The organism is Paraburkholderia sp. GW821-FHT02A12, from assembly GCF_059422005.1.
Map to the genome: position 1 here is coordinate 859,214 of NZ_JBWKWA010000002.1, position 22,349 is coordinate 881,562.

The 22,349-nt window shown below is 62.5% G+C and carries 23 protein-coding genes; 14 read left to right on the forward strand and 9 right to left on the reverse strand.

The annotated features are described in order from the left end of the window. Nucleotides 1-151: 151 nt before the first annotated feature. On the forward strand, nt 152-481 hold the full coding sequence (locus tag AC07WT_RS25230) for a DUF190 domain-containing protein (protein ID WP_492595804.1): 330 nt from the start codon (nt 152-154) through the stop codon (nt 479-481). Nucleotides 482-682: 201 nt separating this feature from the next. Further along, the gene (locus AC07WT_RS25235) at nt 683-1,051 is read left to right on the forward strand and encodes a DUF190 domain-containing protein (RefSeq protein ID WP_492595805.1); all 369 of its coding nucleotides are present in this window, start codon (nt 683-685) and stop codon (nt 1,049-1,051) included. Nucleotides 1,052-1,129: 78 nt separating this feature from the next. Here the strand turns inward: AC07WT_RS25235 and AC07WT_RS25240 are convergent, their stop codons facing one another. Genes AC07WT_RS25240 through AC07WT_RS25250 form a run of 3 tightly spaced genes read right to left on the reverse strand, consistent with a single transcriptional unit; the run spans nt 1,130 to nt 5,210 of the window. Continuing rightward, nucleotides 1,130-2,362, reverse strand: coding sequence for an NAD(P)/FAD-dependent oxidoreductase (locus tag AC07WT_RS25240; RefSeq protein ID WP_494949027.1), 1,233 nt, complete (start codon nt 2,360-2,362; stop codon nt 1,130-1,132). A 19-nt stretch (nt 2,363-2,381) separates the two neighbouring features. Beyond that, complete coding sequence (locus AC07WT_RS25245) at nt 2,382-3,908, reverse strand: amidase (protein ID WP_494949028.1); 1,527 nt, start codon at nt 3,906-3,908, stop codon at nt 2,382-2,384. Between the two features lie 15 nt (nt 3,909-3,923). Then, the gene (locus AC07WT_RS25250; protein ID WP_494949029.1) at nt 3,924-5,210 is read right to left on the reverse strand and encodes an MFS transporter; all 1,287 of its coding nucleotides are present in this window, start codon (nt 5,208-5,210) and stop codon (nt 3,924-3,926) included. Between the two features lie 103 nt (nt 5,211-5,313). Between AC07WT_RS25250 and AC07WT_RS25255 the strand changes: the two genes are divergently transcribed. Further along, nucleotides 5,314-5,961, forward strand: coding sequence for a helix-turn-helix domain-containing protein (locus AC07WT_RS25255; RefSeq protein ID WP_492595809.1), 648 nt, complete (start codon nt 5,314-5,316; stop codon nt 5,959-5,961). 21 nt (nt 5,962-5,982) lie between these two features. Here the strand turns inward: AC07WT_RS25255 and AC07WT_RS25260 are convergent, their stop codons facing one another. From AC07WT_RS25260 to AC07WT_RS25275, 4 genes are read right to left on the reverse strand one after another with little or no spacing between them, the layout of a single operon-like run. Then, on the reverse strand, nt 5,983-7,275 hold the full coding sequence (locus AC07WT_RS25260; RefSeq protein ID WP_494949030.1) for an NAD(P)/FAD-dependent oxidoreductase: 1,293 nt from the start codon (nt 7,273-7,275) through the stop codon (nt 5,983-5,985). A gap of 14 nt (nt 7,276-7,289) precedes the next feature. Next, a complete protein-coding gene (locus AC07WT_RS25265; RefSeq protein ID WP_494949031.1) occupies nt 7,290-8,033 on the reverse strand; it encodes an amino acid ABC transporter ATP-binding protein in 744 nt (247 codons plus the stop codon). Continuing rightward, entirely contained in the window at nt 8,030-8,686 is a 657-nt protein-coding gene (locus AC07WT_RS25270; RefSeq protein ID WP_494949032.1) for an amino acid ABC transporter permease, read from the reverse strand. Before AC07WT_RS25270 ends, AC07WT_RS25265 begins: the two co-directional genes overlap by 4 nt. Nucleotides 8,687-8,715: 29 nt before the next feature. Next, nucleotides 8,716-9,480: a substrate-binding periplasmic protein gene (locus AC07WT_RS25275; RefSeq protein ID WP_494949033.1), complete on the reverse strand. Its 765-nt coding sequence runs from the start codon at nt 9,478-9,480 to the stop codon at nt 8,716-8,718. 153 nt (nt 9,481-9,633) lie between these two features. Between AC07WT_RS25275 and AC07WT_RS25280 the strand changes: the two genes are divergently transcribed. The 4 genes from AC07WT_RS25280 to AC07WT_RS25295 all read left to right on the forward strand — a co-directional run bounded on the left by AC07WT_RS25280 (nt 9,634) and on the right by AC07WT_RS25295 (nt 12,850). After that, nucleotides 9,634-10,452, forward strand: coding sequence for an IclR family transcriptional regulator (locus tag AC07WT_RS25280; RefSeq protein WP_494949034.1), 819 nt, complete (start codon nt 9,634-9,636; stop codon nt 10,450-10,452). A 286-nt stretch (nt 10,453-10,738) separates the two neighbouring features. After that, the gene (locus AC07WT_RS25285) at nt 10,739-11,020 is read left to right on the forward strand and encodes a hypothetical protein (protein ID WP_494949035.1); all 282 of its coding nucleotides are present in this window, start codon (nt 10,739-10,741) and stop codon (nt 11,018-11,020) included. A gap of 414 nt (nt 11,021-11,434) precedes the next feature. Continuing rightward, nucleotides 11,435-12,013 (forward strand): glycine zipper 2TM domain-containing protein, encoded by a 579-nt coding sequence (locus AC07WT_RS25290; protein WP_494949036.1) that lies wholly within the window; start codon nt 11,435-11,437, stop codon nt 12,011-12,013. A 141-nt stretch (nt 12,014-12,154) separates the two neighbouring features. After that, the gene (locus AC07WT_RS25295; RefSeq protein ID WP_494949037.1) at nt 12,155-12,850 is read left to right on the forward strand and encodes a phosphatase PAP2 family protein; all 696 of its coding nucleotides are present in this window, start codon (nt 12,155-12,157) and stop codon (nt 12,848-12,850) included. A gap of 98 nt (nt 12,851-12,948) precedes the next feature. On the opposite strand, the gene AC07WT_RS25300 is transcribed toward AC07WT_RS25295, so the two are convergent. Beyond that, complete coding sequence (locus AC07WT_RS25300; protein ID WP_494949038.1) at nt 12,949-14,223, reverse strand: MFS transporter; 1,275 nt, start codon at nt 14,221-14,223, stop codon at nt 12,949-12,951. A gap of 277 nt (nt 14,224-14,500) precedes the next feature. Between AC07WT_RS25300 and AC07WT_RS25305 the strand changes: the two genes are divergently transcribed. Continuing rightward, a complete protein-coding gene (locus AC07WT_RS25305; protein WP_494949039.1) occupies nt 14,501-14,788 on the forward strand; it encodes a DUF4148 domain-containing protein in 288 nt (95 codons plus the stop codon). 107 nt (nt 14,789-14,895) lie between these two features. Here the strand turns inward: AC07WT_RS25305 and AC07WT_RS25310 are convergent, their stop codons facing one another. After that, a complete protein-coding gene (locus AC07WT_RS25310; RefSeq protein ID WP_494949040.1) occupies nt 14,896-16,146 on the reverse strand; it encodes an MFS transporter in 1,251 nt (416 codons plus the stop codon). Nucleotides 16,147-16,252: 106 nt separating this feature from the next. Here AC07WT_RS25310 and AC07WT_RS25315 point away from each other — a divergent pair, with 106 nt between their 5' ends. The 6 genes from AC07WT_RS25315 (at nt 16,253) to AC07WT_RS25340 (ending at nt 22,348) form a co-directional block, all read left to right on the forward strand. Next, on the forward strand, nt 16,253-17,152 hold the full coding sequence (locus tag AC07WT_RS25315; protein ID WP_494949041.1) for a LysR substrate-binding domain-containing protein: 900 nt from the start codon (nt 16,253-16,255) through the stop codon (nt 17,150-17,152). Between the two features lie 279 nt (nt 17,153-17,431). Continuing rightward, entirely contained in the window at nt 17,432-18,478 is a 1,047-nt protein-coding gene (locus AC07WT_RS25320) for an LLM class flavin-dependent oxidoreductase (RefSeq protein WP_492595824.1), read from the forward strand. Nucleotides 18,479-18,525: 47 nt separating this feature from the next. After that, nucleotides 18,526-19,998 carry an aldehyde dehydrogenase gene (locus tag AC07WT_RS25325; RefSeq protein ID WP_494949042.1) on the forward strand — a complete coding sequence of 491 codons (1,473 nt, stop codon included), beginning with the start codon at nt 18,526-18,528 and terminating at the stop codon, nt 19,996-19,998. 10 nt (nt 19,999-20,008) lie between these two features. Further along, complete coding sequence (locus AC07WT_RS25330; protein ID WP_492595826.1) at nt 20,009-20,323, forward strand: NIPSNAP family protein; 315 nt, start codon at nt 20,009-20,011, stop codon at nt 20,321-20,323. 61 nt (nt 20,324-20,384) lie between these two features. Next, a complete protein-coding gene (locus tag AC07WT_RS25335; RefSeq protein ID WP_492595827.1) occupies nt 20,385-21,428 on the forward strand; it encodes an ABC transporter substrate-binding protein in 1,044 nt (347 codons plus the stop codon). A gap of 35 nt (nt 21,429-21,463) precedes the next feature. Next, nucleotides 21,464-22,348: an ABC transporter permease gene (locus AC07WT_RS25340; RefSeq protein WP_492595828.1), complete on the forward strand. Its 885-nt coding sequence runs from the start codon at nt 21,464-21,466 to the stop codon at nt 22,346-22,348. Nucleotide 22,349: the final 1 nt, after the last annotated feature.

Sequence of the window (22,349 nt, forward strand, 5' to 3'; positions counted from 1 at the left end):
CCGCTGGCCGCGAAGTATCGAGGTCCTGCCGGGGGACGGAGTAGCGTACCGCCCGGCGCGAGACGTTGTCGGAGCGCAACGTCGGCGCGGATATCCCGGACAGAGTGCACAGCGGTAATCGGCGCCTCTTCCGGGCCGATCGGAGGTCCCCATGAAAGGCAGTCATCTGACGGTGTTCGCGGCCAACCAGAGTCGCCGGAAAAACCATATGCCGGTGGTCGACTGGATCGTGGACGAGGTGAAGAAGGCCGGCATTCTGGGGGCCACGGTCATTGAAGCGGCGGAAGCCATCGACGCACGCGGCAAGTATCACGCGGCCCGCTTCTTTGAACTGGTCGACCAGCCGGTGGCAGTCGCCGTCGCCGCGGACGACGCTCACATCGATGCGCTGCTCGAAAGCCTCAAGCGCGGGGGCGTTCCCCTCTTCTATACGCGCTGTCCCGTCGAGTACGAAATGCTTGGAGCAGAGGGAGCGCAATAGCGGACCTCAATGGCAAGCCCCGGGCAGCGGGGTAGTACAGTGCCCGTCCGCGCCAAAGCACTTGCGTCGATAGCACGTATTGCGCCGCACCATCGCGCTTCGCGATTCTCCATGAACTAGAATTTAAAAGGTGGTCGGCGATGACGGCGTTGCAAGACGCCCGAACGCGGAAGCGGCGATTGCGCGCGACAGAGGTGAGCAATGCAAGGCTATCAACTGACGTTCTATACCGAGCAGAACCGGAGGCACGGCCATCAGACCGTCTGCGAATGGCTGTTGCACCAGGTTCGCGAGTTGGGCATTCATGGCGCGACCGTCATCAACTGCGCCGAAGGCATCGGTCACGCGGGCGCGCATCACGCGGCACATATGCTCAAGCTTGCCGACCAACCGCAGCAGATCATTCTCGCAGTGACCGACGAGGAGGCCGAGCGGCTACTGGACCTTGTACGTGCGGAAAACGTGCACGTTTTCTACGTGCGTTTTCCGGTCGAGTTCGGTCAGATCGGCGATGACGTGCCGAGCCAGGCGTCCAGACATTTTTCCCTCTTCGGCAAGTCGGCGGGATAGGCGGAAGTGCCGGCCTTACACGCGCCGGCCAGTACGTCGCCTGGATTGCAGAAAGCGGAAAGTCGCCAGAAACAGCCGCTAAAACCGCTCCACCCTGAACGGATGAGCGTCAACGAACGTTGGTTCGCCGGTTATCATTTCAGCAATCAGCCGGCCGGTCACGGGTCCGAGCGTCAGTCCGTGATGGGCGTGCCCGAAAGCAAACCACAGATTCTTGTGATTCCCCGCCGGTCCGATAATCGGCATCATGTCGGGCGTGCAGGGGCGGCGGCCCATCCACGGTTCATCGTCGAGACGCTCGCCCAATGGAAACAGCTTGCGCGCGATCGGCTCGACAGCGGCGAGTTGCGTGGGTGTCCTGGGTGCATCGCGGCTGGCGATCTCCGCGCCCGTGGTCAACCGGATTCCTCGCGCCATGGGTGCGAGCAGGTAACCGTTTTCGACATCCAGCACGGGATGATTCAGGCGCGCCTCAGCGCGCGCGGCGTAGTGCATGTGATAGCCGCGTTTGACGGCCAGCGGCAGGCGATACCCGAGCCGCGCACTCGCGTGATCCGACCACGGCCCCAACGCGATCACCGCCGTCGACGCATTGATCGTCCCCTCGTTCGTATCGACCTCCCATTGAGGACGAAGCGAGTCGGCATCGCCGATAAAAAAGCGTCCGCCAAGCCGCTCGAAATAGTTCGAGTAGGCCGTGACGAGCGCATTGGGATCGCTGACGGAATCCGACTCGGGATAGAGTAATCCGCCCTGCAAAGCGGTGTCGAGATCGGGTTCGGCCTGCCGCAAGCGGGTTGCGTCGAGCGATTCGAACGCCACGCCATATTCCTGGCGCCATTGCTCCGCAAGCCTTGTTTCAGCGTCCTGTTTCCCGGCCGTGCGAAAGACCTTCATCCATCCGATGGGGCGCAGCAACGCGCTGGCGCCCGCGTCGGCCGCCAGCGCCCGGTGTTCGCTCACACAATGCTCGATCAACGTCGAGTAAGAACGCGCAATAGCCGCATGCTTCTCCGGATGCGAATTGCGCCAGTATTGCCACAGGAATGGCGCGACCTTGAGCATGGCATCGGCGTGATAGCGAACGTCGAGCGATTCGTTGCGCGCATACCGGAGCAATGTGCCGAGGTCGCGTGGAAACGCGTAGGGATAAACGCCTTCGCGCTGGATCAGCCCGGCGTTGCCAAACGATGTTTCATTGCCCGGCAGCTTGCGGTCCACGAGCGCCACCTTGCGGCCGCGCTTCTGAAGATGAACGGCGACCGACACGCCCACAATGCCCGCGCCGAGTACGACAGTATCGAATTTCATTGTGCTCCCGGTCACGTTCCTAGACCGCTGAAATGCCGCTATGGCTGTCGCCAGTTTGATTGAAGAGAGGAGGCGCGGTAACGATCGAAGTCAGTGAAGGATTCGCGTGAGCGAGCTTCGACACATCCGGCCGTGGCCGGCGCAACATGGGAGAGGGCTCGAAGGCCTGTTCCAGTGCATGCGCGACGGCGAGTGTTTTTCGGTCGCCTTGAAACGGTCCGATGATCTGTAATCCGAACGGCATGCCGGCGCGATCGACGCCGCACGGCAATGAAATCGCCGGATGCGTGGTCAAGGTGACCACATAAGTCAGCGCGAGCCATCGATAGTAATTTTCCTGCTCGCGTCCGTCGATCCGCGCGGCGTAGAGTTGCTGCCACGGAAATGGCGAGACCGGCGTGGTCGGCGAAAGAATCACATCGTAGTGTTCAAATGCACGCTGGAATTTTTTGAAGATGCGCGTCTGCTCGACCTGCGCCCACGCGCTATCGGCAAGGCTCATGCTCGCGCCGAGTTCATAGTTGGAGCGTGTATTCGGTCCGAGCTGGCCCGGATCGCGCGCGTAGGCATCGCGCAATCCCGCGACAAAGCTCTCGGCGCGAATGACGTCGAAGCAGCGGTGCACGTCGCCCAGATCGAAGCTCACTTCCTCGCAGGTATGGAACATCGGCGCGAGTGCCGCCATGCGCTCGCGAAAGACTTGCCTGATGTCCTGATCGACGTCGCAACAGTTGAAGTCTTCGGTCCAGCCAACCCGCAGCGTGCCCAGATCGACGGCGGCGGGCAACGCGAAGCTCAACGGATCGAGCGGCCAGGTCAGCGGATCGCCCGCGGAAACACCGGCTGTCGCGGCAAGCTGCAAGCAGGCCTCGGCGACGGTGCGGCCCATCGGGCCCACGACCGAGATCGGCGTCCATCCCAGCAAGCGGCGTGAATTCGGCACCAGTCCAGGCGATGGCCGGAACCCGACCACGCCGCACTTCGATGCGGGTATCCGCAGCGAGCCGCCTGTGTCGGAGCCGGTGCAGACGGGCAGCATATCGCACGCCAGCGCCGCCGCTGAACCACCCGACGAACCGCCCGCGTTCAGATCCGGATTGAACGGATTGCCGGTCGCGCCCCACACCGGATTGCGCGTGTTCGCACCGGCACCCAGTTCGGGAACATTGGTCTTGGCGGTCAGGATCGCGCCCGCTGCGCGCAGGCGCTCGACCAGCACGACGTCGCGCGTGGGCACGTTGCCTCGCGACATCGGCGAGCCGTAAGTGGTGAGCAGGCCGGCAGTATCCTCGAGGTCCTTCACGCCGAGCGGCAAGCCGTGCAACAAGCCGAGCGGCGCACCGTCGAGGACCTGCTTTTCCGCTTCCCGGGCGGCTTTCCTGGCCGCCGGGTAAGCCGTTGCCGTCACGGCGTTCACGGCGGGATTGAGCGCCTCGATCCGTTCGATGCACGCATCCAGCAGCTCGACCGGCGAGATCTCTTTGGCTCCGATCATCCGCCGCAATTCCACGGCGCTCAGGCCGACCAGCTCGTCGTTATGACTCATTGCATCATCTCCGTATCAGGCGAGCGCTTCGCCGGTGCGGTCCTTGAGCCAGATCACCGGGACGAGCGACACAAGGCAGGCGGCGGCGACGTACCACGCCGGGGCCAGCGGATTGCCCGTCTGCGCGACCAGCCAGCTTGCGATAAACGGCGAGAAGCCGCCGAAAAAGGATGCGCTGACCACATAAGTCAGCGCGATCCCTGTCGCGCGAACGTGCTTGGGGAACAGCTCGGGGATCATGACGAGCACCGGTACGATCTGCCCCGCCACGAGCACTGCGAGTATGCCGGAAACGACGCATAGCGACATGGCCGACGGATACGCGCCGACGAACGCGAACGCGGGATAGACGAGCAGCAGCATCGCTATCCGCGACGCGACCAGCACGCGCTTGCGGCTGAACCGGTCGGCAAGGATGCCCGCGAACGGCGCCGCGACGAACAACGCGAGCGAGCTGACGATACCGGAGGTCACGGCCGTCGTCGGCGATAGATGCAGCGCGCGGACTGCATGGCTCGGCAGGAAGAACGCGACGATGTACACCGAGACGGAGCCGCCCAGCTCGGCGAAAGTGCCGAGAATCGTGAGCTTGAAGTGAGTGGTCAGCGCGGCTTTCAGCGCGCCTTGTGGCCGCGCTGCATCGGTGGAATGAGCGACAAGCGTTTCCTCCAGCCGCTTGCGGATCAGCATGCCGGCCGGCGCTGCGACAATGCCGAGCAGGAATGGAATGCGCCAGCCCCATTCGAGCACAGCCTGTTTGGGCAGGAGCACGTTGACGACAGTCGCGACGGCCGCGCCGAGTGCGAGACCCGCGGCTGTGGCCGCGAAGTTCCAGCTGGCGAAAAAGGCACGGGTGTGGTTCGACGCGTATTCGATCAATAGCGTCGTGCCCGGACCGAACTCGCCGCCCGCCGCGAATCCCTGGATCAGCCGCGCGGCCAGGACGATGAACGGCGCCGCAAGGCCGGCGACGGCATAGGTCGGCGCGCAGGCGATCATCGCGCAACTGAGCGCCATCAGCATGATGGTGAGCACCATCGCCTTCTTGCGTCCGGCGCGGTCCGCATAGGCACCGATTACGATGCCGCCGATCGGTCTCACGACAAACCCCACGCCAAATACGCCGATGGACAGCAGGAACTGATTGACTGGCGACGCGCCCGGAAAGAACAGCTGTCCGATCTGAATCGCAAAGAAGCTGTAGATAGTGAAGTCGTAGAATTCGAGGGCCGTGCCGATGGTCGTGGCGGCGATAACGTGTTTCTTCGTCAGGCCAGACTTGCTGAGTACGAGCGTAGACACAATATGCCCTCGTCGAAAAGGGTGGAATCGGTGTGAGTTATCATATACGAGAAAAAATAAAATTCTCGTATCCGACAAAAATCGAACTTTGGAAGCAGGCGTGATGGCAAAAGCAGCGGTGGCGGAAGTGGCGGAGGGCACACAGGATGCGCCGCCGGCGCTCGATCACAAAACGGTCGGCGCGCATATTCGCCAGGCGCGCAAGCTGCGCGGACTGACGCTGATGGAGTTGTCGGAGCGCTCGGGGATTGCTGTGTCGACCATATCGAAGGCGGAGCGCGGCGATATCGCGCTGACCTACGACAAGTTCGCGGCGCTCGCGCATTCACTGGAACTCGACTTCGATGCGATTTTCGGCCGGCGCCGGAAAGCGGCCGCTGGACCGATGAAGCCATCGTTCACGGCGTCCGGCAAGCAGGTGATCTACGACACGCCGAACTACGAGTACGGCATGCTGGCGAACAATCTGACCGGCAAGCGGATGGTGCCGATGCGGGCTCACATCCGCGCACGCGCGGTAGCCGATTTCCCCGAATTTATCCGGCATTCAGGCGAGGAATTTGTTTTTCTCCTAAGTGGAAAACTGGAGCTGCGTTTTGAGAACGGCAAGGCGTTCAAGCTGATGCCAGGCGACAGTCTCTATTTCGACAGCTCGATCGGGCATGTGTATCTGAGCCTGAGTAAGGAGGATGCCGAAGTATTGGTGTGCTGCGTGGACACGGAAGATAACCGGCCGCGCGGCGCCATATAAGCGCGCTCTGCGCGATCCGCGTCAGGAGAGTGCGTCGAGCAGTCCGTACCACGCGACACCGGCGCTGATGTAAAAACGCTGCAGCGCGTGAAGCGGAATCGGCTTGATGGACGTCGGCGGCAGCGGCAATCCCTGCGCCGTGCCCGCCAGATGCGCGGCGAGATGTTTGCCGAGCGTCGTCGCCGTGGCGATGCCGCGGCCGTTGTAGCCGAGCGCGATCGTCAGTCCCGGCGCCGGGAGATGCACGTGTGGCAGGAAATCGCGCGTGATGCCGATGCGCCCCGCCCATCGATACTCGTACTCGACCTCTTTCAGTTGCGGGTAGAGAAGTTGTGCCGCGCGCTCGAGATGCGCCCAGTCCGACGCGCCGCGCGGCTCGCGAAACGGGCCGCGGCCGCCCATCAACAGACGTCCTTCGGCGTCACGCCGGAAGTACAGCAGGAGACGCCGCGAATCGGACGCCACTTCGCGCCCCGGCAGAATGCTCGCGCCGATATCGGCGGGCAGGGGCCGGGTTGCCACGATGAAACTGTTCGCCGCGATCATCGACTGCGCGAGGCCGGGCCAGAGCGAATCGCTGTAGCCATTGGTCGCGACGAGTACTTGCCGCGCGTCGATGGCCGGTCCGTTTGCGGTGTGAATGCGCCATCCGCCGGCGCGTTGTTCGAGCTTTTGCGCGCGCGTCGCGCGATGGATCGACACGCCGCGCGCCATGGCTGCGCGCGCGAGACCGCGGGCATAACTGAGCGGCTGCACGCTGCCCGCGCGCCGGTCCACCCATCCGCCGACGAAGGCCTCCGTGCCGAGCCGCTGCGTGATCTGCGCGCGGTCGAGCAATTCGACCTGCGCGCCCCGCGCTTCCCACTGGCGCGCCCGCGCATGCAGCGTGTCCAGCAGCTTCGTCGAGTGGGTGGGCTGGATCCAGCCAGCACGCCTGGCATCGCACGCGATACCGTGGCGCTCGATCAGACCGAACACCGTGTCGGCGGCGCCGCCCGCCATGTCCACGATCGTCTCGCCGTCACGCGGACCGAAGCGCCGCACCAGTTCGGCGGGATCGTATTTCAGGCCGGGAATCACCTGTCCGCCGTTGCGGCCGGATGCGCCCCAGCCGGGCTCGTTCGCGTCGATCACGCATACGTCGATCCCGAGTTCGCTCAGATGCAGCGCCGTGGATAGGCCCGTATAACCCGCGCCGACGATCGCCACATCGACACGCATCGAGGCCTCGAGCGGCGGCGTCTGCACGGCAGGTTCGGCGGTCGCGGCCCACAGCGAGGGCGGCAACGGCTGGCTTGCTTCGACTATCTTCATCGTGCTGTTCAGTTCTACGCGGCTGCGTTGTCAGGGGTGAGCATGCGGCGCAGAAATTCTCGCGTGCGCGGGTGGCCTGGGCGCTCGAGCAGCTCGGCAGCCGGGCCCTGCTCGCAGATCGTGCCGTCGTGGAGAAAGCACACGTGGTCCGCGACTTCGCGGGCGAATCCCATCTCGTGCGTAACGACGATCATCGTCATGCCGTCGTCCGCCAGTCGCCGCATCACGCTCAGCACTTCGCCGACGAGTTCAGGGTCGAGCGCCGACGTGGGTTCGTCGAACAGAATCGCCTTCGGCTCCATGGCGAGCGCTCGCGCAATGGCGACGCGCTGCTGCTGGCCGCCCGACAGTTCCGCCGGATAAGCATCGATTCGATGCGAGAGACCGACCTTGTCGAGCAGGCGCCGCGCTTTTTCGCGCGCCGCGTCGCGCGCCTCTCTCTTCACGTAGAGCGGTCCTTCGCAGACATTTTCGAGCGCCGTGCGATGCGGAAACAGATTAAAGCGCTGAAAGACCATGCCGACGTGCGCGCGCAGTTCGTGAATCTGCTTCGACTTCGCATCGACGCGCTCGCCTTCGACGGTGATCGTGCCCGCGTCGTAGGTTTCGAGGCCGTTGATGCAGCGCAGGAGTGTCGATTTGCCCGACCCCGACGGCCCGATCAGACACACCACCTGGCCCGCGCCGACACGGAGGCTCACGCCCTTGAGCACTTCCTGATCGTGAAAGCGCTTGTGAATGGATTGAACATCGATCATCGTTTTCCCTTGAGGCCGAGGCGGCGTTCGAGCCGCCGCAAGCCGTAGACGAGCGGCAGACTGAGCGCGAGATAGAGCAGGGCGACGAGCGTGAACACCGTCATGTTCTGAAACGTCGACGAAGCAATCAACTGGCCGGCGCGCGTCATTTCCGCGACGGTGATCGTCGACGCGAGCGACGAGTCCTTCAGCATCATCACGAGCGTGTTGCCATAGGGCGGCAACGCGATGCGAAACGCCTGCGGGAGGACCACGCGGCGCATGATCAACGCGCCGCGCATGCCGATGGACTGCGCGGCTTCGATCTGCCCGTGATCGATCGCCTCGATCCCGGCGCGGAAGTTCTCCGCCTGATACGCCGAATACGCAATGCCGAGTCCGATGAAACCCGCCTGAAACGCGCTCAGTTGCACGCCGAGATCGGGCAGCACGAAGTAGATGTAGAACAGCTGCACGATGATCGGCAGGCCGCGGATCACGTTGATGATAGTGGCCGCGGCATTCGAGAGCACCTTGTTCGCCGACACGCGCATCAGCGCGAGCGCGAGGCCGAGCATCGTGCTCAGAACAAAGGAGCAGAAGGTGATCTCGACCGTGACGACCGCGCCCTTGAGCAGGATCGGCAGGAAGTCGAGCGCGTTCTGGATGAACATGGCGTGTCCCTCTCAAACCGGTGGCCGTGTCATTCCACTTGCCATTTCTTGATGATCTGCGTGAGCGTGCCGTCCGATTTGATCTTTCGGATGCCGGCGTTCAGCTTTTCGAGTGTCTCGTTGTCGCCCTTTCTCACGACGAAGCACAATTGGCCTTTCACGGACGGCTGATAGCCCTCGACGAGACGCAACTGCGAGTTCGGGTTCTTCTGCAACTGGTACGCGATGATCGGATGGTCGCCGAAGCCCGCCTTGATGCGCCCGAGCGCGACGTCGCGCATGATGTCGGCGACCGAATCGTAGGTGCGCACTTCCTTGAAGATGCCTTTCTTGTTCAGCGCATCGACGAAGGCCGTGCCCACTTGCGCGCCGACAACCTCGCCCTTGAGATCGTCCATCGACGTGTAGTTGCTCTTGTCGTCGGCCCGCACGATAAGACCTTCGCCATACGAATAGACCGTGTCCGAGAAGTCGACGACCTGCTGGCGGGCCGGCGTCTTCAGCATCGCGGCGGAGATCACGTCGATTTTCTTCGTGGTGAGCGATGGGATGAGCGCGGCGAACGTCGTCTGTTCCACCTTCACGTCGAAACCGGCGGCCTTGCCGGTAGCCGTGATCGCATCGACGAGCAGCCCCTGGATCGAATTGCTCTTCACGTCGAGGAAGGTGAACGGCACGCCGGTGGCGGTAGCGCCGACCGTGTACGACGGCGCGGCGTGCACCAGAGCCGGCGTTGCCGCAAGGACCAATCCGGCCATGGCGGCGCCGGCAATACGCTTCACAAACTGGATCATGAGACTCTCCACGACGGTAAAAGACAGCGATTGAGATATCGGTAGACAGCGTTTCTGAATAATATTCGAGTCAAAAATATCGAATAACATTATTTGCGTATCGATATTCGATATGCTAATGTCGGGCATGGCTATTCACAATCGGGTATTTCCATGAGCGGCAAAGGCACGGAACAGGCGAACGAGATCGAAGCGCCGGATGCGCCGGACGCGCTTTTCAACCAGTCGCTGGAGAAGGGCATTGCGGTGCTGCGCGCTTTCAGCGCGCAACGCCGAACCATGAGCTTGCCGGAAGTGGCCGAGGCGACCTCGATCACGAAGAGCTCGGCGCAGCGGATGATCTACACGCTCGAAAAGCTGGGTTACGTGCGCAAGCACCCGCGCACGAAGCGCTATCAACTTACGCCCCGTGTGATGCAGATCGGCTTTAACTATGTCGCCGCGGATACGCTGATCGACGTCGCCAATCCGTTTCTATCGGAACTCACGAACCTGACTGGCGAGACCACGAGTCTCACTGAACCGGACGGCGTCGAGATGCTGTATGTCGCGCGCTTCGTCTGTACGAAATTCGTGCCGATCCACATGCCCATCGGCAGCCGCATTCCCATGTACTGCACCGCTTCAGGCCGCGCCTATCTCGGCGCGCTTCCCGACGACGAAGCGCGTGCACTGCTCGAAGCGAGTGCCCGCGTGGTGCACACGCAGTACACGGTGACGGACATTGGGGAAATCGAGGCGCTTCTTGCGCAGGGACGGCGCAATGGCTATACGTCGAATCGCGAGGAACTGTTCATCGGCGACATGACGATCGCGGCGCCGGTGCTGGACGGCGAGAGAAGGCCGGTCGCCTCCGTGCATGTGGTCGCGCCGACCAGCCGCTGGACGCTCGCCGATGCGGAGCAACGTCTGGCGCCGGCAGTGATCGATTGCGCCCGTGGGATCAGCAATTCGATTCGGACCTTGGGTTAGGCCGATACGGTTGCGCGAAAGCTTTGTAACTGGCAGTAACGCTTACGTAATGCGGTGCAAAGCGATGGCTGATCCACTGGCGGTCAAAGCGATCGAGTGATTGGACGCGTTGTTTCCGTACGACGCTGGTCTTTGCCGGCCGGCTTGCGATCCGCAGAACAATCCGTTACAAGTTCGCGTTGAAGTTGGCACGGCAAGGATCCACACTTCCTGCGCTCAACAAACGACGGCTACGCGTGGCGTGGCCAGCAGGCAGCGCTTATTGCTGCTTTTTTCGGGGGATAACATGAAACGTATTTTCATAGCCGCAGCGTTCGCGAGTATTGGAATCGGTGCGTCAGGACTGGCGAATGCTGTCGACGTCGGGGTTGGCATCAATATTGGTGTTCCGGCGCCTGTCGTGGTCGCGCCGGCGCCGGTAGTCGTCGTATCGCCGGGTTGGCAGGGCGACCGTTACTGGGACGGACGCCGCTACTGGGATCGTGACGAATGGGAAGAACATCATCACCATCACGGGCATGGGGACTATCACTGTCCGCCGGGGCACGCGAAAAAGGGCGAGTGCTAACCGAAGGTATGAAAGATCGACTGTGGATGTGATGCGTTTCTGCTCCCGGTTCTTGCGCTAGGTACGGGTGCAAGGGCCGGGCTCAGGCGCCAGATTCCCGACAAAGGAGACGGCGGCGGCGCCCCCTCGATGTCGTGCATGCTGCTGCTACACGGCGCTGCGCTAACCACGCTTCTTCCCGCTGAAGGTCGTCGCCGAACCGGGAATCGCCTCCTGCGGTGATGGCGGCAACGGTTCGAGATGTCGCGTTGGCGGCAACATTTGCCGCAACACCAGGCAGGTTGAGCGTTTGCAGTGGAACAACTTACACACTGTTACGCGGCACGGTGAAATTTTTCGAAAATGGTTCCTTATACTCCATGCCGAACCTCAACTTCGCCAAGTGACATGCGGCGCCACGATGTCGAGAGCATCATGTACAACACTCAATTTACCAAACCCATCTTCTTCATCGCGCTGTGCGCGGCCTTGCCTCTGAGCGGGTGCGTGATGCCCGGCGCAGGCATGCCGTACGGTTCGAATCCAGCGCAGCCAGCCTATGCGCAACCCGCGTACTCCCAGCCGGCTTATGTGCAACCCGCCTATTCACAGCCAGTCGAGAGCGCGGGCGGCTATGGAAATGCGCCTCCCGCAAGCTCCGGTTACGGACTTCAGTATGGGGTGATCTCCGCAATTCAACCTGTCGCGACAGCCAACGCAATGAGCCCGGGCAACGTAATGGGGACCGTGGTCGGTGCTGTCGTCGGTGGCGTGGTCGGCAATCAGTTTGGGGGCGGACGTGGCCGCGACGTGGCGACCGTAGTGGGTGCGCTTGGCGGCGCAGTGGCCGGCAATCAGATCGCGCAACAGTACAGCAGTCCAAACGTGAGCGCGTACCGAATCGTTGTCCAACTCAATGACGGATCGTCACGCTCCTTCGACGTGGCTAATCCTGGCGATCTCCGTCCGGGCGACCGCGTGCGGATTGACGGCAACCGGTTGGAGCGTTCCTGATAGGCCTGCATGCCGGCATGGCCGCTTGCGGTGCCGGCCGGCCTGTTCCATACGCGAGCCGGCCGATCCGACACCGCCGGCTCTGTCCTGCATGGCCTGATTCCGGAGCACGGTGAGACGAATCGAAACGGAAGTGTTGAAATGAACAGTTTCGATACCTGGATCCAGGTTTTCCTGACGCACAACGCTTTTCACTCGGTGGCGATGAATCACGCGATAAGAGTGATCGCGGGCCAGGCCATATTCAAGGGCCTCGTGCTCATCCCCATCTTGTGCTGGCTATGGTTCCGGCCCAGTCAGCGTGCCGGATGGGAGCGCGAGATGGTCATCGCGACGATTGCGAGTGGCCTTCTATCGCTCACGATCGGCAGACTTCTTGCGTACTGCTTGCCGTTTCGCTTGCGGCCGCTCTATAACCCCGCGTTGCAGCTGGATTTTCCCTCGGTCGGTCTGCAAGAGGCCGCAGTGCGCACATGGAGCTCCTTTCCGAGCGACCATGCGCTGCTGTGGATGTCGATTGCGATGGGCATCTTTCTCATCAGTCGCCGGGTCGGTGCGCTCGCGCTGCTGTACACAGTCGTGTTCGTCTGCATGCCGCGCGTTTATCTCGGGTTGCACTATCCGACCGATGTACTCGCGGGAGCGGCGCTCGGCATCGCTATCACCTATATCGCGACCCGGGACTTTGTCAGAGCGCGCTATGCGGCGCCGATCCTGCGATGGATGCACAGGTCGCCCGGGCCTGGTTACACGTTGGCGTTTCTTTTGTGTTTTGAACTGATTACCCAGTTCGACGACATGCTCTTGTTCTTGCGGGCGGGTCTAAAAGCGCTCTAAGTGGGCCACCAACGGGGCCGCGATACGCGCGGCCCCGCCGCCGTCTCGACCGGCTCCTGCTGCCAAGCTGCCAAATCATGGACCACCTCTCTGCTCATTCATCGTGTCGCGTCTGCATGAATTGCATCAGCTTCGAGCAGTTTGCCGTTCAGCTGTCGAATTCCTTTCGACAGCAACAGTAGTGAGCCAGACAAGCTCAGACCCAGCAGACAAACAAACAGTGTCCCTCGCGGCCCGATGCTCGAATTCGCCGCCAGTCCTCCGAGCAGCGCTCCAACCGGATCAACGCCCCAGCTGACAAAGCGGGTAGTGGCGGTGATTCGAGACAGGTGCTGGTTGTCTACTGTGACCTGGCGAACTGTCTGTTCGACAATCAGATGAACGACAATCAGGAAGTCCCACGCGGCCAGGCTGCACGCGATGACGGTTGCCCGCTCAGGAAATGCGAGTCGGTCGGCGAGCAAAACAGGCGCTCCTAGCGGGCCAATAATCAGCAGAGAACCCACTAGCGCGGTGCGCGGCCCAAGCATCTCAATCAGCCTCGGCGCACAGAGCGCGGCAAGCAGGCCGAACAAGCCGACGACTGAAATGAGACTGCCGAACGAGACTGCTGAGAAACCTAGTTCCTTTATTGCAAAAAAAGCGAATACAGTGAAAAACGCGGTGTGGAAGAGATTGAAGGCGCCGGCGGCTATCGCAATCGCCTTCTGGATGTCGCTTCGCCAAAGCAGTTTAATACCATCCGCGATGTCGGAAATGTGGGAGTGCTTCTCGTTCGTCTCCTGCTTCGCGGCAGGTAGAGAAGCGCCTTTAAGACTTAGCGTACTGGCGAGATATAAGGCAGCGTTTGCGAGAAATGCGGCACTGGCCGAAAGCGTCTGCAGGAGCCATCCCGCGATCGCAGGCCCGATTGCGAACGCTGTCGAGTTTAAGGCCTCAAACCAGCTGTTTGCCTTCGTTAGTCTGTCTCGGCGGACGATCGTGGGAATCACCGCTGCAACCACGCTGTCGAAAAGAAGCTTCACCGCCGATAGTCCAAAACTAACCAGACATAGAGCTGCGATGCTCAACTGATCTAACAGAAACAGAAGCGGCACGACTCCAACCAGAAGCAAGCGGGCTATGCCGCACCAGAAGAGAGTCCTTGTACGCTCCCAGCGTTCTGCCAGAGCGCCAGCCGATAAACCAAGCATCAACGGGGCAGCCGTACCGGCAGCCGCAAGGATGCCTACCTCTACCGGGCTCGCATCAAGAGAAGTCATGGCGATGAGTGGCGTCGCGACCAACAGCATTGAGCTGGCGGTCGTGTTCAATGCTTCGGAAGCAAGCACTCGAGAAAAAGCACTCCCTTTATCTATATTACTGATGGTCATTGTTTTTAGTTGCAAAGGGGTTTAGAAACGCGTCATCCGGCGACGACTTCGGAACGCAGTCCGATGGCTACACTAACCTCGAAGCAGCGGTTGTTGCGAACCCCCGCGAACGGGGAAGAGCCATCGTCGATGATTTCCGCGATCGATGCGACGCGCAGTAGCGGTTCGTCGCCAAGATAACGAAACCGTAATCCTGGGGTAAGAGTCGGGTCAAGATGCCTGTCCAACAATGGGAACCGTAGCAAGAGTGTTTAGCCACGATTCCCAGGAGAGCATCATGAAATTGCTTACCGCCGTTGCCCTTGCGGCACTCAGTCTGCCGTTCGGCGCCAATGCATTTGCGCAAACCTCGACACCCGGTCTCACGCGCGCCGAAGTTCACGCGCAGCTTGTCGAGGCCGAAGCGGACGGATTGCTGCCTGCACCCAGAAACGACTATCCGCCGAGCGCCCAGACCGTCGCGCACAATCGGGAAATCTACGCTATCCGGCATCAGGAGAGCGGTGGCACCGCTTCTGCGTCGGCGAGCGCGCCGCGGACTTCCAGTGATTCCGCTGCGGACTGATGAACCAACTTGTCGCAATTCGCCTATTCGCCAAGGTCGCCGAGTGTCTGAATTGTGGTCCTTCCACCTCATCCGGCATATCCGCAGGATTCACAGTCCGGGGCGCCTCACGCCGACCGCACGCGCAGCCATAGCGCAATGGCGAGTGCCGCCAGCAGCAGCGCGCCTGTCATAGCGATCACGCCATGCCAGCCGCACAGGTTCCAGAACACGCCGCCGAGCGAGCCGACCACGCTCGATCCGAGGTAGTAGGCAAACAGATAGAGTGACGACGCCTGTGCCTTGCCCGTCTGCGCGCGGGCTCCGACCCACGCGCTCGCGACCGAATGCGTGCCGAAGAATCCGATGGTCAGCACGGCGATGCCGATGACGATCAACCAGAGTTCGCCGGACAAGGTGATCAGCGTTCCGGCCAGCATCAGCGTCAAGGTGACCGGCAACACGGCCCGGCGGCCGAACCATCCCGACAGGCTGCCCATCCACGCCGAACTGACGATACCGCACACATAGACCGCGAAAATCAGGCCAATTTCCGTCTGGCTGAGCGAGAACGGTGGCGCGATCAACCGGTAGCCGACGTAGTTGTACACCGTGACGAAAGCGCCCATCAGCAGGAAGCCCTCCGCGAACAGCCATGGCAGGATGCCGTCGCGCAAGTGCGTGCCGAATGACCGCGACAGCGGCGCGATGCGAAGCTCGCGCCGCGTGAAGTGACGCGATGCCGGCAGATAGCGCCAGAGGATCGCGGCGCACATGATCCCGAGCAAGCCGATCACCGCCACGGCGGTTCGCCAGCCCCAGATATCGGTGATCACGCCCGTCAGCAGACGGCCTGCCATTCCGCCAAGGCCTGTGCCGCCGACGTACAGTCCCATCGCCAGCCCCAGCGAACGCGGGTGCATTTCTTCGCCGACATAAGCCATCGCAACCGCCGGCAATCCACTGAGCGCCACGCCCATCAGCGCGCGGACGGCGAGCAGCGTCGGCCAGTGCGGCAACACGGCGCAGACCACCGTGAGAACACCCGAAAGCAGCAACGACACCACCATGACCGGTTTTCGGCCCCACGCTTCCGACAGCACGCCGGCGGCCAGCATCGACACCGCCAGAAAGCCGGTAGTCAGCGACAGGGCCAGGCTGGCGCCCGCGGCACTCACGCCGAAGTCCGCGGAGAAAAGCGGCATCAACGGCTGCACGCAGTAGAGCAGGGCGAAGGTCGCGAAGCCGGCGGCAAACAGGGAGAAATTGGTGCGCCGGAATGCGGGCGTGCCGTGTTCGATTTTCTCGACCACCTCGCGCGGTATAGACCTGGGGGCCTTGATCACGGCCTCCACCGCATCGACGCTCTGTTCTTGCATGACTCGATCACTCCAACTGAAAAATGGCTTGCGAGCGTGAATGATCGAACTTCGTCATGTCGGCGTCCAATATCGATTTCGTAGAAATTGATACATAATTCATATCATGGATCTACGCCGCATCCGCTATTTCATCGTGCTGTCCGAGGAGCTGCATTTCGGCCGGGCTGCCGTGCGTCTGAACATGGCGCAGCCCCCGCTCAGCCAGCAGATTCGTGTGCTCGAGGAAGAGTTGGGCGCGCGGCTTTTCGAGCGCAGCAACCGGCACGTGGCGCTGACGGCGGCGGGCAAGGCTCTGTTGCCTGAAGCTCGCGCGCTGGTCGCGCAGGCCGAACATGCGGGCATCGTCGCGCAGCGGGCCCAGCGCGGCGAACTCGGCGAACTGCGGGTCGGGTTCACCGGCTCGGCCGCATTCAGCACTGTCATTCCGCAACTGATCTTCGAATACCGGCGTCGTTTGCCGGGCATGCACTTGCGGCTGGAGGAGCTGACCACCCAGCAGCAATTGACGGCGATGCTCGAACGGCGGCTGGAGGTCGCGTTCGTGCGCGGCGTGACACTCCCGGGCCTGCCGCCGACGCTGCAGGCCACGCGTCTTTTCGAAGACTCCCTGGTGGCGGTGCTGCCGCCCCAACATCCGCTGGCCGCGAGCCGGGCGGCGCTTTCCGTGGGCGCGCTGAAGCATGAAGCGTTCGTCATGTATCCACGCGAGAGCGGAACCGGGGTGTATGACCAGATCGTCGCCCTGTGCCGGCAGTCCGGGTTTGCGCCGCAGGTGGCGCAGGAGGCGCGCGAGGCGCCCACTATCGTCGGGTTGGTGGCGGCCGGGCTTGGCGTTGCGTTCGTGCCGGCCTCCCTGTGCAGCATCAACGTCAATGGCGTAGCGTACCGGCCGCTGCGCGAGAAAGGCGCGCGCTCCGCGATGTGGCTGGTGCTGCGCGCCGGCGAACTGTCGCCGCAGGAAGCGCTGTTCGCAGAACTTGCCGGCGAGTTCGGTCCGGGTTGATCCGTTCGCACCGCTCGATGATCCGGAGTGCAAATCTTGTTCGCGTGACCTGAAGGTTGCGAATTCGGCCGGGACCCCCGCTCCAACCGCGCCAGATCAGCAGGCAGCCGCCTTCAATATTATGGAATACCATAATATTGAAACGCTTGCGCCGGGTCATTTGATGGAATACCGTAATACCAACCGCGACATTCCTGCGGTCGACACGAAGCGGTGCGTCCAGCTCCACCACGCCCGCAGCACGACTGATTCGTCGTTTTCCTGCATACAGGGTCGATCATGAAATTCTCGTTGTTTCTGCACATGGAGCGGTACGACACGGCGACGCCGCACCGGCAACTCTTCGACGAGCTCACCCAGCTGGTCCAGATCGCGGAGAAAGGCGGATTCGAGACCGCCTGGATAGGCGAGCATCACGCGATGGAATTCACGATCGCGCCCAATCCCTTCATCAATCTCTCGTATCTCGCGGCGCGCACCGAAACAATCCGGCTCGGCACCGGCACGGTCATCGCCCCCTTCTGGCATCCGATTCGCCTCGCCGGGGAGGCCGGCATGGTCGACGTCGCGAGCAATGGGCGGCTCGACCTGGGTATCGCGCGCGGCGCCTATTCCTTCGAATACGAACGGCTGCTGCCGGGCCTCGACGCATTCGGCGCAGGCGCCCGGATGCGTGAACTGGTGCCCGCGTTGCGGCAACTGTTCAAGGGCGACTACGCGCATCATGGCGAATTCTGGTCCTGGCCTTCCACTACGCCGGTGCCGCGCCCGGTCCAGCAACCCGTTCCGCCGATGTGGCTCGCGGCCCGCGATCCGAATTCGCACGAGTTCGCGGTGCGCAACGGCTGCAACGTGCAGGTCACGTCGCTGGCCGCGGGCGATGGCGAAGTAGTCAGCCTGATGGAGCGCTTCAACGCGGCCTGCAAGGCGAATCCCGACGTACCGCGGCCGCAGATCATGATGCTGATGCACACCTTCGTGGGCGCGGATCCGGCCGAAGTGGACGCCGCCGTGGAAGATCTGAGCCGCTTCTATTGCTATTTCAGCAAGTGGTTCAAGAACGAGCGGCCGGTCCAGCAAGGTTTCATCGAGCCACTGACGGCAGAGGACATCGCGTCGTTCCCGCAATACGCGCCGGAACAGATTCGCAAGAATCTCGTGATCGGTCAGCCGGCGGCGGTGATCGAGCGGCTGAAACAGTATGAAGAACTCGGCTTCGATCAATACAGTTTCTGGCTCGACAGCAACATGAGTTTCGAGCGCAAGCGCAAGTCGCTCGAACTGTTCATCTCGGACGTGATGCCCGCGTTCGAGTCCCGCGCCTGAAGCCGGATGTCTTTCGCTACGACATCCAGCCACGAGGAGCGGATTCCATGTTGAAGTCTTTCCAGCATTACATCGACGGCGAGTTCAGCGACGCTGCCGAAACCTTCGAGAGCATCAACCCGGCGACCGGCGAAGCGTGGGCCACGATGCCCGCGGCGAGCGCCGCCGACGTCGATCGCGCCGTGCGGGCCGCCGACCGCGCGCTGTTCGCGCCCGAATGGGCAGGCCTGAGCGCGAGCCAGCGCGGCAAGCTGCTATACCGGCTTGCCGACCTCGTCGCGGCAAACGCGCAGGAACTCGCGGAACTCGAGACGACCGATACCGGCAAGATCATCCGCGAGACGTGCAGCCAGATCGGTTATGTCGCCGAGTACTACCGTTATTACGCAGGTATCGCCGACAAGATCCACGGCGCCTCCTTGCCGGTCGACAAACCCGACATGGACGTGTTTCTGCGCCGCGAGCCGGTCGGCGTGGTCGCAGGGATCGTGCCGTGGAATTCGCAGCTGTTTCTCTCGGCGGTGAAGATCGGTCCGGCGCTCGCGGCCGGTTGCACGATCGTGATCAAGGCGTCCGAAGAGGGGCCTGCGCCGCTTCTCGCGTTTGCGCGGCTCGTGCATGAAGCCGGCTTTCCGGCGGGCGTGGTGAACATCCTGACGGGCTTCGGTGCGGATTGCGGCCGTGCGCTGACGAGTCATCCGCTGGTGGCGAAGATCGCGTTCACGGGTGGGCCGGAAACGGCGCGCTATATCGTGCGCAATTCGGCGGAAAACCTCGCCGCGACTTCGCTCGAACTCGGCGGCAAGTCGCCGGTGCTGGTGTTCGACGACGCCAGTGTGGAAAGCGTCAGCAACGCCGTGATCGCCGGGATTTTCGCGGCGACGGGGCAGAGTTGTGTCGCGGGCTCGCGGCTGCTGGTTCAACGCGGCATTCGCGATCGCCTGGTGGCTCGCCTCGTCGAGAAAGCTCGAGCCATCAAGATCGGCGATCCGCAAGATGTGGCGACCGAGATGGGGCCGCTTGCCACGCTCAGACAGCGCGACCATATCGAGGCGGTGCTCGCCGCCAGCCTTGCCGCGGGCGCCACGCTGCTGACCGGCGGTGCTCGTCCGGCGGCGCACGAGAAAGGCTTTTTCTTCGAGCCGACGATTGTCGACTGTGCCGACGCCACGGTGCCGAGCGTGGTGCAGGAGCTGTTCGGGCCGGTGCTGAGCGTGATGAGCTTCGACACCGAAGCCGACGCTGTCGCGCTCGCCAACGACACAAAGTACGGGCTAGCCTCGGGCGTGTTCACGCGCGATCTCACGCGCGCCCATCGGCTCACGCGCCGGCTGCGCGCTGGCATTGTCTGGGTGAATACTTACCGCGCTGTTTCGCCGATCGTTCCGTTCGGCGGCTATGGGCTGAGCGGGCTGGGCCGCGAAGGCGGGCTCGACGCGGTACTCGACTACACCCGCACCAAATCCGTCTGGATCCGAACCTCGGACGAGCCGATCGCCGATCCTTTCGTCATGCGCTGAAGAGGGCACGATGTATTACGAAATCCGCACGTACAAGATCAGGACCGGCGCCGTTCCAGCCTATCTGAAACTCGTCGAGGAAGAGGGCATCGCGTTGCAGAAACGCCATCTCGGCGAACTGGTGGGTTATTTCTTTTCGGAGATCGGGCCGCTGAACCAGATCGTTCATATGTGGGCCTACCCGAGCCTCGACGAACGCGAGGCGCGCCGTCAGCGTCTCGCTGAAGATCCGGCGTGGCAGGCGTTCTCGCCGAAGATCCAGGCGCTGCTGGAAACGATGGAGAGCAAGATCATGAAGCCTGCGCCGTTCTCACCGCTCAAATAAAAAGCCGTTCACTGCCGATCCTGTCCGGATCGCTACGTTTTCATTTTAAGGAGTATTCCTCATGAAAGAAGTACTACGTTGGCGGGTTCCTGGCCTTGCCCGCGCAGTGGCGGTGACGGCGATCGTCGCGGCTGCCGCGCCTGTTTTTGCCGCCGACGCGCCGATCGTGTTCGCCAGTTGGGGCGGCACGACTCAATCCGCGCAGCAGAAGAATTGGGCCCAGCCTTTTACCCAGGCGTCCGGCGTGCAGGTGCTGATGGACGGCCCCACCGACTACGGCAAGCTCAAGGCGATGGTCGATAGCGGCAACGTGCAATGGGACGTGGTCGACGTGGAGGGCGACTTCGCCTATGCGGCGCTGCGTGACGGACTCGTCGAACCGATCGACTATTCCGTGGTGAACAAGAGCGACCTGGATCCGCGCTTCACGTCGGCGGGAGCGGTGGGCAGCTTCTACTATTCGTTCGTGCTCGGCTACAACAAGGCGGCGTTCAAGAGCGGCGGTCCCGCCAACTATGCGGACCTGTTCGATACCAAACGTTTCCCCGGCAAGCGGACCTTCTACAAGTGGTCGGCGCCGGGCGTGCTCGAAGTCGCCTTGCTGGCCGACGGCGTCCCGCCGAACAAGCTCTATCCGCTCGACCTCGATCGCGCGTTCAGGAAACTCGACACGATCAAAAGCCAGATCGTCTGGTGGAGCGGCGGCGCGCAGTCGCAGCAACTGATGGCTTCGGGTGAAGCACCGATCGGCGTGTTCTGGAACGGCCGTCTGCATGCGTTGCAGCAGACCGGCGTGGATGTCGGCGTGTCGTGGAATCAGAACCTGACGGCCGCCGATATGCTGGTGGTGCCGAAAGGCGCGAAGCACAAGGCCGAGGCGATGAAGTTCCTCGCGAGCGCAACCGGTCCGCAGGCGCAGGCAAATTTCGCTGCTGAAACAGGATACGCGCCGGTCAATCTGAAATCGGCGGCGCTGCTGTCTGCCGATGTCGCCAAAACTCAGCCCGATCAGTACAAGGCGACGCAGATCAATCTCGACATGAAGTACTGGGCCGACCACCGCGACGAGATTGCCAAACGCTGGTATGCGTGGCAGTCGAAATAAGGCGGTTGCAGGCCGAACACATCGAGGGAGTCGTCATGTCGAATGCATTGAGTACGGTCGCCGAGCCTGCCGTGGGTAAGCTGCAACTGGGCGCCGGATTCAGGACCGCACGGCTGGTGTTGCCGGCCGTGCTGCTGCTGATGGTGTTCTTTCTGTTGCCGGTGCTGTCGCTGCTGCTGCATAGCGTGCTGGAACCGAGCCCCGGATTGCAGAACTATGCGCAGCTGTTCGGCTCGACGACCTACCTGAGAGTATTCGGCAACACGTTCTTCGTGGCGACGGTGGTGACGGCGGTGACCCTGGTGATCGGTTTTCCGACCGCGTGGCTGCTGGCCATCGCGCCGCGCTGGATCGGCAGGCTGGTGTTCGCCATCCTGCTGCTTTCGATGTGGACCAACCTGCTGGCGCGCACGTTCGCGTGGATGGTGCTGCTGCAGCAAACCGGACCGATCAACCGTCTGCTGATGGGGCTCGGGGTGATCGACGCGCCGCTTACGCTCGTCAACAATCTGACCGGCGTCACGATCGGCATGACCTACATCATGCTGCCGTTTCTCGTGATGCCGCTGCACGCCACCCTGCGCGCCATCGATCCCACCACGCTGCGGGCCGCCGCCATCTGCGGGGCGAGCCGTTGGCAGGCTTTCTGGCGCGTGCTGGTGCCGCTTGCGACGCCGGGCATTGCGAGCGGCGCCCTGATGGTGTTCGTGATGGCGCTCGGCTACTTCGTGACGCCCGCACTGCTGGGCGGCCCGGAATACATGATGCTCGCCGAACTGATCGCGCAGCTCGTGCAGCAATTGCTCAACTGGGGGCTCGCGGGCGCCGCGGCCTTTGTGCTGCTGCTCGTCACGCTGTCGCTCTATGCCCTGCAGTTGCGCGTTTCCGGGCGTGCAGCCGGTGCTTCAGGAGTCCACTGAC

What these genes read in the sequence shown, in the direction of transcription:
- AC07WT_RS25280 (WP_494949034.1), top strand. Translation starts at nt 9,634, where the DNA reads ATGAGCGGCAAAGGCACGGAACAGGCGAACGAGATCGAAGCGCCGGAT.
- AC07WT_RS25235 (WP_492595805.1), top strand. Translation starts at nt 683, where the DNA reads ATGCAAGGCTATCAACTGACGTTCTATACCGAGCAGAACCGGAGGCAC.
- AC07WT_RS25340 (WP_492595828.1), top strand. Translation starts at nt 21,464, where the DNA reads ATGTCGAATGCATTGAGTACGGTCGCCGAGCCTGCCGTGGGTAAGCTG.
- AC07WT_RS25325 (WP_494949042.1), top strand. Translation starts at nt 18,526, where the DNA reads ATGTTGAAGTCTTTCCAGCATTACATCGACGGCGAGTTCAGCGACGCT.
- AC07WT_RS25230 (WP_492595804.1), top strand. Translation starts at nt 152, where the DNA reads ATGAAAGGCAGTCATCTGACGGTGTTCGCGGCCAACCAGAGTCGCCGG.
- AC07WT_RS25270 (WP_494949032.1), bottom strand. Translation starts at nt 8,686, where the DNA reads ATGTTCATCCAGAACGCGCTCGACTTCCTGCCGATCCTGCTCAAGGGC.
- AC07WT_RS25275 (WP_494949033.1), bottom strand. Translation starts at nt 9,480, where the DNA reads ATGATCCAGTTTGTGAAGCGTATTGCCGGCGCCGCCATGGCCGGATTG.
- AC07WT_RS25305 (WP_494949039.1), top strand. Translation starts at nt 14,501, where the DNA reads ATGAAATTGCTTACCGCCGTTGCCCTTGCGGCACTCAGTCTGCCGTTC.
- AC07WT_RS25285 (WP_494949035.1), top strand. Translation starts at nt 10,739, where the DNA reads ATGAAACGTATTTTCATAGCCGCAGCGTTCGCGAGTATTGGAATCGGT.
- AC07WT_RS25260 (WP_494949030.1), bottom strand. Translation starts at nt 7,275, where the DNA reads ATGAAGATAGTCGAAGCAAGCCAGCCGTTGCCGCCCTCGCTGTGGGCC.
- AC07WT_RS25310 (WP_494949040.1), bottom strand. Translation starts at nt 16,146, where the DNA reads ATGCAAGAACAGAGCGTCGATGCGGTGGAGGCCGTGATCAAGGCCCCC.
- AC07WT_RS25255 (WP_492595809.1), top strand. Translation starts at nt 5,314, where the DNA reads ATGGCAAAAGCAGCGGTGGCGGAAGTGGCGGAGGGCACACAGGATGCG.
- AC07WT_RS25240 (WP_494949027.1), bottom strand. Translation starts at nt 2,362, where the DNA reads ATGAAATTCGATACTGTCGTACTCGGCGCGGGCATTGTGGGCGTGTCG.
- AC07WT_RS25320 (WP_492595824.1), top strand. Translation starts at nt 17,432, where the DNA reads ATGAAATTCTCGTTGTTTCTGCACATGGAGCGGTACGACACGGCGACG.
- AC07WT_RS25300 (WP_494949038.1), bottom strand. Translation starts at nt 14,223, where the DNA reads ATGACCATCAGTAATATAGATAAAGGGAGTGCTTTTTCTCGAGTGCTT.
- AC07WT_RS25245 (WP_494949028.1), bottom strand. Translation starts at nt 3,908, where the DNA reads ATGAGTCATAACGACGAGCTGGTCGGCCTGAGCGCCGTGGAATTGCGG.
- AC07WT_RS25330 (WP_492595826.1), top strand. Translation starts at nt 20,009, where the DNA reads ATGTATTACGAAATCCGCACGTACAAGATCAGGACCGGCGCCGTTCCA.
- AC07WT_RS25295 (WP_494949037.1), top strand. Translation starts at nt 12,155, where the DNA reads ATGAACAGTTTCGATACCTGGATCCAGGTTTTCCTGACGCACAACGCT.
- AC07WT_RS25290 (WP_494949036.1), top strand. Translation starts at nt 11,435, where the DNA reads ATGTACAACACTCAATTTACCAAACCCATCTTCTTCATCGCGCTGTGC.
- AC07WT_RS25315 (WP_494949041.1), top strand. Translation starts at nt 16,253, where the DNA reads ATGGATCTACGCCGCATCCGCTATTTCATCGTGCTGTCCGAGGAGCTG.
- AC07WT_RS25265 (WP_494949031.1), bottom strand. Translation starts at nt 8,033, where the DNA reads ATGATCGATGTTCAATCCATTCACAAGCGCTTTCACGATCAGGAAGTG.
- AC07WT_RS25335 (WP_492595827.1), top strand. Translation starts at nt 20,385, where the DNA reads ATGAAAGAAGTACTACGTTGGCGGGTTCCTGGCCTTGCCCGCGCAGTG.